The organism is Kitasatospora sp. NPDC056800 (assembly GCF_042789775.1).
Classification (GTDB): domain Bacteria; phylum Actinomycetota; class Actinomycetes; order Streptomycetales; family Streptomycetaceae; genus Kitasatospora.
Genome location: NZ_JBHUAL010000286.1, coordinates 1 through 9,547, shown reverse-complemented (window position 1 = coordinate 9,547; position 9,547 = coordinate 1). Strand labels below are relative to the sequence as shown.

8 protein-coding genes are annotated in these 9,547 nt (G+C 75.7%); 4 read left to right on the top strand and 4 right to left on the bottom strand.

Going from position 1 to position 9,547, the window contains the following annotated elements; translation table 11 throughout:
• From ACFRQN_RS38030 to ACFRQN_RS38020, 3 genes are all read right to left on the bottom strand, one after another.
• Positions 1-207, bottom strand: a 207-nt coding sequence (locus ACFRQN_RS38030) for a TetR family transcriptional regulator (RefSeq protein WP_380745165.1), incomplete at its 3' end; no start/stop codon positions are given.
• 155 nt (positions 208-362) lie between these two features.
• Positions 363-1,262 (bottom strand): BTAD domain-containing putative transcriptional regulator, encoded by a 900-nt coding sequence (locus ACFRQN_RS38025; RefSeq protein WP_380745163.1) that lies wholly within the window; start codon positions 1,260-1,262, stop codon positions 363-365.
• 314 nt (positions 1,263-1,576) lie between these two features.
• Complete coding sequence (locus tag ACFRQN_RS38020) at positions 1,577-2,320, bottom strand: ScbR family autoregulator-binding transcription factor (RefSeq protein ID WP_063780342.1); 744 nt, start codon at positions 2,318-2,320, stop codon at positions 1,577-1,579.
• A gap of 340 nt (positions 2,321-2,660) precedes the next feature.
• On the opposite strand from ACFRQN_RS38020, the gene ACFRQN_RS38015 reads away from it, so the two are divergent.
• The 3 genes from ACFRQN_RS38015 to ACFRQN_RS38005 all read left to right on the top strand — a co-directional run bounded on the left by ACFRQN_RS38015 (position 2,661) and on the right by ACFRQN_RS38005 (position 4,215).
• A complete protein-coding gene (locus ACFRQN_RS38015) occupies positions 2,661-3,533 on the top strand; it encodes a glycosyltransferase family 2 protein (RefSeq protein WP_380745160.1) in 873 nt (290 codons plus the stop codon).
• Positions 3,534-3,604: 71 nt separating this feature from the next.
• The gene (locus ACFRQN_RS38010) at positions 3,605-3,847 is read left to right on the top strand and encodes a plasmid mobilization protein (RefSeq protein ID WP_143204553.1); all 243 of its coding nucleotides are present in this window, start codon (positions 3,605-3,607) and stop codon (positions 3,845-3,847) included.
• The gene (locus tag ACFRQN_RS38005; protein WP_074002898.1) at positions 3,844-4,215 is read left to right on the top strand and encodes a fic family toxin-antitoxin system, toxin component; all 372 of its coding nucleotides are present in this window, start codon (positions 3,844-3,846) and stop codon (positions 4,213-4,215) included. The genes ACFRQN_RS38010 and ACFRQN_RS38005 overlap by 4 nt, the downstream gene beginning before the upstream one ends.
• A gap of 169 nt (positions 4,216-4,384) precedes the next feature.
• Here ACFRQN_RS38005 and ACFRQN_RS38000 read toward each other — a convergent pair whose 3' ends face one another.
• On the bottom strand, positions 4,385-8,218 hold the full coding sequence (locus ACFRQN_RS38000) for a DEAD/DEAH box helicase (RefSeq protein WP_380745158.1): 3,834 nt from the start codon (positions 8,216-8,218) through the stop codon (positions 4,385-4,387).
• A gap of 369 nt (positions 8,219-8,587) precedes the next feature.
• Between ACFRQN_RS38000 and ACFRQN_RS37995 the strand changes: the two genes are divergently transcribed.
• Positions 8,588-9,439, top strand: a complete 852-nt coding sequence (locus tag ACFRQN_RS37995; RefSeq protein WP_380745156.1) for an alpha/beta fold hydrolase — start codon at positions 8,588-8,590, stop codon at positions 9,437-9,439.
• Positions 9,440-9,547: the final 108 nt, after the last annotated feature.

The window sequence follows — 9,547 nt, the reverse complement described above, 5'->3', positions numbered from 1 at the left end:
CGACCGCAGTGAGCGTTCGGCCTGCGCGGACACCGCTCTGGCCAGCTCCTCCTTGGAGGCGAAGTGGAAGTACAGCGCCCCCTTCGTCACCCCGGCGGCCGCGGCGATCTCGCCGAGGGTGGCGCCGGCGTAGCCGCGGCGGTCGAACAGTGCCGCCCCCGCCTCCACCAGCCGCCCGCGCGTCCGTTCCGACCTCTCCTGGACCACCCGTCCCACAACCCCTCACAACGACAAGCAGGTTCCGACCAGACCGCGGCCGCCCCACGACGGACGCCGCGGCCTCCGACGGCCGTCCGCGGCCGGTGCCGCCGATGCGACACCGACCGGGACGGCCCGGCCCACGACCCGGACAACCGGCCGGTTCAGCCGGCCCGGCTGAACCGGGCCGCCGCCTCCGGCCCGGCGGCCGCACCGACGGCCACACCGGCGGGCTCGCGATCCGCCGCACGCTCCGACCCGCGCTCCAACCCGCGCTCGGATACACGCTCGGGACCGGCGAGCAGGATGGAGCGCTGGAGCCGCCGCAGTCCGACCGAGGGCTCCATGCCCAACTCCCTTACCAGGGTGTTCCGCAGGCGCTGGTAGGCCTCCAGCGCCTCGCCCCGGCGGCCGGAGCGGTGCAGCGCGACCATGTACTGGCCGTGCAGGCTCTCGTGGGTGCGGTAGCGGTCGACCAGGACGGTGAGTTCGGCGAGCAGCACCCGGTGCCGGCCGAGGCGCAGGTCGGCCTCGATCCGCTGGTCCAGCGCGCAGAGCCGGGTCTCCTCCAACCGCCGCGCCTCGACGGCAAGTTGGCCGCCGACCGGGACGTCCGCGAAGGCCGGCCCGCGCCACAGCGCGAGCGCCTCGCCGAGCAGCCGGGCCGCCCCCGGGTAGTCCTCGCCGTCCATCGCCCGGTAGCCGGTGCCGGCCAGGCGCTCGAACTCCCGGAGGTCCGTCAGTCCGCCGCCGCTGTTGAGCATGTAGCCGCCCGGCGAGGTCACCAGGACGTCCTTGGCGCAGGACACCCCCCGCGCCGTACCGGCCGTCGCGAGCGCCCGGTCGATGAGGTCGCGCAGCTGGAGCACGTACGTCTGCACGGTGGTGCGTGCGCTGCGCGGCGGACGGCCGGACCACAGCTCGTCGGCCAGCACCCCGGCCGACACCACCTGGTCCGCCCGCAGCGCCAGCAGTCCCAGCACCTGCCGCGGCTTCGGCGCCGACGGCACCACCGATATCCCGCACACCCGGACGTCCAGCGCCCCGAGCACCCGAATTTCCACGATGACCACCCCAATCACACGGAACGCCGCAGCCTCCACGGCCACGGCCGGCACCCGGGTCGACACCCTGGGTCAACTGCTACCAGTGAAAAACAGGACGCGCGGTTTGTCAATACAAAACCGAACGTGCTGTTTGTTTTGCGCGGACGTTGCGGCCCGCCACCCTCGGCAGTGCCACCGCCGCGCCGCGTGACCGGGCCCGGGCAAAACAAAGGCGGCGCCGGACCCCCGTGGTCCCGTCGCCGCCGATTCGCCCGCCCCCGCCGCCCTCGCCCACCCGGATTCCCGCAGGTGGGTCGGGCGGTGAGCCGCCGTCAGCCCACCCCGACCTCCGTCTGCACCTCGGCGCGCACGGCGCCGCCCGCACCATCCGGACCGCCGTCGAGGTCTCCGCCCTCCGAGTCGCCCTCCGCCGCCGCACGGGCCGCCGCCGCCTCGGCCACCACCTGGGCACCGCGGTTCGGCCCCATCTGCAGCGAGCCGAGCACGCCCGGCACCGCGATGCTCGGCATCAGGTGCTGGTACAGCGCGGACACCCGCAGCTCCAGGTCGGCCCGGCCGCAGAGCTTCTGGGACTGGATCTGCACCCCCGTCCACGCGGCGACGAGCAGCCACGCGGTGTCCGCCGGCACGACGTGCGGGAGCAGCTCGCCGCGCTCGCCGGCCGCGACCAGCAGCGCCTCGAACCGGCTGATCCAGCCGGGGATGGCACCGCCGCCCAGATCGTCGAAGAGGTCCTGCCCGAGCGACAGCCGGGCACCCGCGCTGAGCAGCGGGTCGCGCGGCATCAGGTACGCCACCACCATCCCGGTGTCCACGAACTCCTGGAGCTTGCAGCTCCGTTCGGGAACTCCGTCCTGGACGAACTGCTCCTCCACCACGCCCTGCGCCAGATCGCGCTTCGAGGCGAAATGGAAATACACCGCACCGCGCGTCACACCGGCCCGGGAGACCACCTCGCCGATGGTCGCGCCCTCGTACCCGAACTCGTCGAAGACCGAGGCCGCCGCCTCCAGGATCAGCCGACGTGTCCGGAGCGCCCGTTCCTGCCGTACCACCGAAACCACCCCGCCCTGAGCTCCCGGAAAACAAAACCAAACACCCCGTATCTTAGCTTCGCCCCACCCACGACCGACAAGACGATGCCGAGGAATCCCGCCAACCACTCCCCCTCCCCACACCCCGTCAGGCCCCACCGCCCCGTGGGTGACCGCACGCCTCGGCCGCCCCGGTGGATCGGCCTCCGGCGCACCGCCTCCCGCGCCCGAAAAACCGAACGAACGGTTTCTTCCAGGCGTTCGCCTCCATACCAACATTCGCTCCCATCCGTACGTGACCTCCGAGCCGGGCCGGTCGTTGCACCGGATCTGCGGGATTCCTCGACGGAAGCGGGTGCGGATGGGCCTCAGGCTGGGCGTGGTGGTACTGACGATGGGCGACCGGCCCCGGGAGCTGGGCGCGCTCCTCGACTCGGTGGCCGCCCAGGAGGGCGAGGCCGCCCGGGTCGTGGTGATCGGGCAGGGCGTGCGGCTGCCGCCGCTCCCGGACTGGGTCGACGCGGTGGAACTGCCGGAGAACCTCGGCATCCCCGGCGGCCGCAACCTCGGCGCCCGGCGGCTGCGCGAACTCGGCGGCGTGGACGTGGTGGTGAACCTGGACGACGACGGCCTGCTCCCCCGCACCGACACCTTCCGGCTGGTCCGGGAGGCCTTCGAGCGGGAGCGGCTCCTCGGCGTCGTCGGCTTCCGTGTCGCCGACGGGACGGGGCACACCCAGCGCCGCCACGTCCCGCGCCCGGGCTCCTCCGGCGCCCTGCGCTCCGGCGAGGTGACCACCTTCCTGGGCGGCGGCCACGCGATCCGGATGAGCGCCATCGACCGGGTCGGCGGCTTCCCCTCACGGTTCTTCTACGCCCACGAGGAGACGGACTTCGCCTGGCGCGTCCTCGACGCCGGCTGGTCGATCCGCTACCGGGCCGACCTCCTGCTCCAACACCCCCGGACCAAGCCCGCCCGGCACGCCGCCTACTACCGGCTGACGGCCCGCAACCGCGTCTGGCCGGCCAAACGCCGACTGCCCGCCGTCCTGGTCCCGCCGCACCTCGCCTCCTGGTCGGTCTACACCCTCTCCCGCCGCCCACCCGCCGCCGGACTGCGCGCCTGGTACTCCGGCTTCCTGGAGGGCGTCCGCACCCCGTGCCCACCCCGCCGCCCGATGCGCTGGGCCACGGTCTGGCGGATGACCCGACTGGGGCGTCCCCCGGTGTTCTGACACCCGGGCGCGGGGGCCCGCTGTCGGCGCTGCTCTTGTAGCACCCCCTACCAGTCGCTACGCTCGCCGGTATGAAGCAGTTGAACGTCCGACTGGACGACACCGTGCACGAGGCCCTGGAGCAGCGCGCGGAGGCCGCCGGGATGAGCCTGCCGGACTACGCGCGCAAGGTGCTGGCCGAGGAGGCGGACGAGCGGAGGGAACGGTTCCTGACCGCCGCGGCGCACTTCGCCCAGACCTGGGGGCCCGCCTTCGAGGAGGAGTTCGGGCCGTATCCCCTGAGCACCCGCGCCGCCGAGGCGGACGCCGCGTGATCCTCCGGATCGACCGGGCCTGGCTGCTCGACATCGCCCACCAGTTCCTGCCGAGCGACCCGGACGTCACCGACTACGGCACCCTCGCCGCCGCCGTCGCCCGGCACGCCGACACCGTCATGGAGGTACCGGTGTACGGGGCCGCGCACCAGCGCGCGGCAGCCCTGATGCACCAGCTGATCCGCGTCCCGGCGCTGGACTCCGCCAACGAGCACTTCGCCGCCGTGGTCGCCGCCTCCTACCTCAGCGCCTCCGGCGTCATCGTCACCGCCGAGCCCAAGCAGGCCGTCGAGCTGGCCGCCCGGATCCGGGCCGGCGACGCCGACGTCCGGGAGACCGCGGCCGCGATCCGTACCTGGTACCGCTGAGCGTTCCGGGGCAGCGGGGGGTAGGGGGCCCAAACCCCTAAACCGCGCCCCCCCCACCCCCAGCACCCCCCCCCGCCCCACCAACACCACCACCGCCACCCCCCCCCCCCCCCCCCCCACCCCCCCCCCCCGCGCCCGCACGTCCGTCTCCTCCCCGCAGGTGCCGGGGTCAGCCGGCGGGGCCGTCGAGGGGCCAGGTGGCGCGGTCGTGGACGTGGTCGTAGGCGGGGACTTCGGCGGCCAGGACGTCGAAGTGGAGCAGCGGGGCCCACAGGGCGCGGTCGCCGATGACGTAGAGGCGGCGTTTGGCGCGGCTGGCGGCGACGTTCAGGAGGTGCGGGGTGCCGGCGGCCCAGGCGCGGGCGCCGGGGCGGCCCGCGCCGAGGAGCAGGATCACGACGTCGGCCTCCTTGCCCTGGGCCTTGTGGACGGTGGCGCAGCGCTCGTCGAGCAGTTCGGCCGTCCAGCCGGGGAGCGTGCGGCAGGTTTCGCGGGCCTCGGCGACGAGGGCGCGGAAGGGGGCGATGATCCGCAGGCGTTCCACGGTGACGCCGTGGTGGTCGAGGCGGCCCAGGAGGAACGTGAGGGCGCGGCGGTCGCGCTCGCCCCAGGGGGCGTCGGCGGGGCGGTCGGGGTCGGGGGTGTCGAGCCAGCGGCTGGGGAGGAGGCCGTCGTGGTCGGGGTCGGGGAAGGGCTGGGGGTGGGCGCCGTGGACCATGAGGCCGCCGTACGCGACCTCGTTGCTGACGGTGAACATGGGCTCCTCGCAGCGGCGGTGGACGCGCAGCGGTGAGCCGACCCAGACGGTGTCCTCCTCCGCGCCGGTGGGCGCGGGCAGGTAGGTGCCGTAGCGGTTGACGCGGTCGGCGACGGCCTGGGCGGAGGTCGCCGAGGGCAGCCATTCCTCGTCCACGCCGTACGCGAGCAGGAGTCGGCGCTGCAGGGCGGTCGGCATGGTGACGACGGGTTCGAGCTGGAGCGGGTCGCCGACGAGGACGGCGCGGCGGGCCCGCCAGAGGGCGCCGACGGCGGCCTGCGGGGTGGCCTGGCCGGCCTCGTCGACGAGGATCCAACCGATGGAGCCCTGGCCGAGGCGGGCGAACATGCTGCCGATGGAGGAGAAGGTGGTGGAGACGACGGGGACGAGGAGGAAGAGGGTCTGCCAGGCCTGCAGGACCTGCTCCTCGGGGACGGGCCCGCTGTTGCCGGCCATGAGCTCCACCAGGACCTGGAGGTTGCCGCGGATCCGCTTCGCGGTGTTGGCGACGAGGGCGCGGTGCAGGTCGAGGGCGCGCAGGAACAGGTCGCTGCGGGCGGTACTCCAGGCCTCGTCGGCCCAGGGGGCGCCGAGTTCCTGCTCGTGGTCGGGGAGCCGCGGCCAGTCGAGGGGCAGGGACGGGAGGTCGGCGGCGGCCGCGCGCAGGGCCCGGTGGGCGGCGTCGAGTTCGGCGGTGGCGCCCTCCAGCTCGCGCCGGGCGGCCCACGCCTCCTGCCGGGCCCGCTCGGCGTCCGTACGGGCCGTGGACTCCGCGGCTCGGGCGGCGGCCTCCTGGGCGCGGGCGCGGCCGGCGGCCGCCTCGGCTTCGGTGACGGCCGAGGTGGAGCGGGTATTCAGGTCGGCCGCGGCGTCCTCGGCCTGGGCGCAACGGGCGATGTGGGCGTGGGCGGCCTCCAACACGGTGCGCTGCTGGACGAGTTGGGCGAGGAGTTCGCCCCGGCTCTGTTCGCGGTGCTGCTCGGCGGCCTCGCGTTCGGCGCCGCTCCGGAACAGCCGGCGCAGCCCGGCCCGCAGGCCCGGCTGGGCGCCGGGCGGCTCGTCGTGCAGGGCCGTCAGCACGTCGACCTGCCGGCGGTACCCGTCGGCGTGCTCGCGGGCGGCGGCCAGCGCGGCCCGGGCGTCGGCGAGGGCCTCGCGGGCCCGGGGGACGCGCTCGACCGCGCCCCGGTGGGCGGCCTCGGCGGCACGGGTGGCGGTGCGGGCCGTCTCGACGGCCGTGCCGGCGACGACCTGGCGGGCCTCGGCGGCCGCCGCACGGTCGTCGGCGCGGGCGATGGCGGCGCGCAGGGCGTCGAGGCGGTGCTGGGCCTCGCCCGAGGCCGTCTCCGCCAGAGCGGCGGCGAGACGGACGCGTTCGGCGCGCAGGCGCTCGACCTCGGCCTGGGCGGCCTTGAAGGCGGCGACGGCCTCGGGCCAGGAGGGGACGGGCTGGGCGGGGGCGGCGGGCGTGGCGGGGACGGTGGGTGCGGCGGCGGGTGCGGTCGTGGCCTCGGCCGTACCGGTGCCCGGGGCGGCGCGGCGGTCGCTCGGGGTGCGGGCCGGTCTGGGCACGCTGGGCGGGACCCAGTCGCCGAGGACGGCGTTCATGCCGCGCAGCGGCGGGAGCCCGGCGGCGTCGCGGGCGGCGGTCTCGTCCTCGGGCAGCCGGCCCCACCAGAAGCGCTCGGTGAACCTCGTCCGGTTGGACTTGTTGCCGAGCACGGCGGCGACCAGCCCCCAGGCGGGGGCGCCGCCGAGCAGGGCGGAGGCGAGGTCGGAGAAGTGGTCGGGGCCGTCGTGCCAGTGCTCGTCCAGGGCGTCGGCGCCGGGCAGTTCGGCGGTGATGTTCTCCACGGCGCCGTTGTTCGAGGAGGTCACCACGATCTCGCGGCCGGTGAGCCGCGGGTCGAGGGCGGAGACGAAGCGCGCGTGGACGCCCTGGCGGTCCTTGCCCCGCCAGGGGCGGCCGACGAGCGCCTCCTCGGGCCGCCGGTAGCCGGCCATCACGGCGGCGCGTTCGACCACCAGGGCCGCGACGAGGTCGCGCAGCATGGTGGTCTTGCCGGTGCCGGGCGGGCCGTTGACGGAGAACAGGCCGCCGGCGTCGGCGTCCGCGGCTGTGCGGTCGGCGAGCATGCGGTCGACCGCGAACTGCTGGCTCAGCGCGAGCGGGTACCGCGCCTTGGCGGGCCAGCGCCCGGCGGGGACGAGGGCCGGGTGGACGCCGTCGAGGACGGTGAGCCGGTCCTCGCGCAGATCGGTGCGGGCGCCGACCGGGATGTCCCGGCGGCCGGTCAGGTAGGCCTCCAGCGCCGGGCCGAGGCCGGCGTCGAGCGCGGCGCGGACCCGGGCCAGGTCGGGCGGCAGCAGGCTGTTGAGGAACGGCTGCGCGGCGGCGGGCTTGGCCTTCGGGTCGCGCGGGCGGTGGACCAGCCGGCTGCGGACCCGGATCACCCGCGGGTCCAGGTGCTCCTCGACGCCGCAGAGGTGGGCGATCTGGGCGGTCAGGGCGACCAGGTCGGCGAGCCCGACCGGGCGCGGGCCGGTGTCCCGCGCCACTTCGTCAGCGGACGGCTCCGGCGGCACGGGCGCGGGCTCCCCCGTCGCGCTCTCCTCGTCCGGACGGCGGGCCGCCGACCAGTCCGCGACGCGCCGCACCAGCGGCTCCGTCGCCCCGCGCACCGCCGCCCCGGCGACCTCGCCGAACAGCGCACCGACCGCCGCCACCGCCGCGCCGCCCAGGATCTCCGCGATCAGCTGCCGCCAGCCGCGGACGGCCTCCTCCCCCTCGGTCACCGGGTTCGGCAGCGGCGAGGGCCCCGGCGCGTACGGGATCGGCGTGGCGGTCAGCCGCCCCACCGCGACCTCGAACGCCTCCCCCAACTCCTCGAACCCGTCCAGCCACCCGGCCACCGACGGCCCCGGGTCGAAGAGCCGACCCGCCGCCCAGCCGCACGCGGAGACCACCGAGGTGTCCTCGACCGGCCGCCCGTGCTCGTCCAGGACCAGCGCGAACATCGCGCTCCTGCCCGACAGCACCAACTCCTCGTCCGGCACCCCCGGGTCCGGGTCGGTCCCCTCCGGCAGCACGGCGATCATCGCCTGGCGCAGCAGTTCCAGGTCGTACACCCCGCCGTACACCTCGTGCCGCCACACCATCCCCCGCGGTGCCCGCCGCGCCGCCGTCTCCGGGTGCTCCGGCGCCCACGGCAACAGCACCGCCGCCTGCCCGGCCGCCGGCGTCACATCGACGACGACCGCGTCCGACGCCCGAGGGCGACCCGCCCGACGCTTGCGCGGCACCTCCGGAATCGGCGGCGGACTGAACAACTCAACGGCCCGCCAGCACTCCAGCAGACCCCCCACACGCCCGTCCCCGCTCCGCACCCGTCGCCCCCCTGCGTCGAACCCACGGCACCCGGCCACTTCGTGTGCCGATCAACCGGGCGCAGAATCTACCGGACGCCGGGCGGGTTGGCCGAGTGCCCACCGCACGCGCACGCCTCCCCGCGCCGCACGGCACGCTGCCCCGTGGCACTCCGGCACAGGCGCCAACAGTGGATCGAGGTCTAGGCTCACGGGAGTTGACGTTCCTCGGCTTCGGGAGGATGCCCCATGGCAGCCGTGCACGTGACCGTCTGGGATGACCGCGACCGGCTCGGCGGAGGCCGCGCCCCGACAGCTTCGGAGGCCCCGGCGGCCCCGGCGGCCGTCCCCGCCCTCTTCGTCCACAACATCTTCACCTGGGGCAGCGACCCCGCGTACGGGTTCGCCGGGCAGCGGCCCCTCGCGGACAGCCGGCGGCTCCTCCTGATGGACCGCCGGGGCTACGGCGACAGCCCGGACACCGCGCGCAGCGACTTCGACGTCGACGCCCAGGACATCGAGGGGCTTCTCGGCGACGGGGCCTCCGCCGCGGGGTTCGGCGGCGCCCACCTCGTGGGGCACGGCAACGGCGCCGTCGCCGCGCTCATCGCCGCCGCGCGCCGACCCGACCTCGTCCGCTCCCTCGCCCTCGTCCAGCCCTCCGCCTTCACCGCCGCCGCGCACCACCCGGTCGTCGCCGAACTCCTCGACCGGGTGCGCGACGGCGCCCCGGGCATCCCGGACGACGTCACGCCGGAGCAGTACCTGCGGGCGTCCACCGAAGGCCTGGGGATGGCCATGCCCGAGCCCACGCCGCGCCGGCTCCGTGCCGTCGCCACCTCCATGGGGGAACGGCCCGTCTGGGAGGCGCGGATCCCCCTGGAGCCGATCCGGCGCGCCGCCCTGCCGGTCCTGGTGATCTGCGGAACCTGGGAGCACGCGCCGGCCGCGTACCGCGAGCACGTGGGGCTCCCCCTCGTGGCCGTGGCCGAGTCCCTCACGGACTCTCTCGGCGGCCGCCTCCTGCGGGTGCCCGGCTACTACCCGCACACCCAGGAGCCCGCCGCCGTCAACGCCGCCCTGCGGGAGTTCTGGGGCTGAGCCTGTTCCGCGAGGGGAGCCGGCACGCGGCTACCAGCTTGTCGATCAACTGGTTTGTTTCGTCGTGGAGATGGCCGGCCCGGCGCCGGCTGCGGGGTGGTCCCGCAG

Bases quoted from the DNA above. Each gene is read 5' to 3' on its own strand.
- ACFRQN_RS38015 (WP_380745160.1), top strand. From the start codon at position 2,661: ATGGGCCTCAGGCTGGGCGTGGTGGTACTGACGATGGGCGACCGGCCC.
- ACFRQN_RS38010 (WP_143204553.1), top strand. From the start codon at position 3,605: ATGAAGCAGTTGAACGTCCGACTGGACGACACCGTGCACGAGGCCCTG.
- ACFRQN_RS37995 (WP_380745156.1), top strand. From the start codon at position 8,588: ATGGCAGCCGTGCACGTGACCGTCTGGGATGACCGCGACCGGCTCGGC.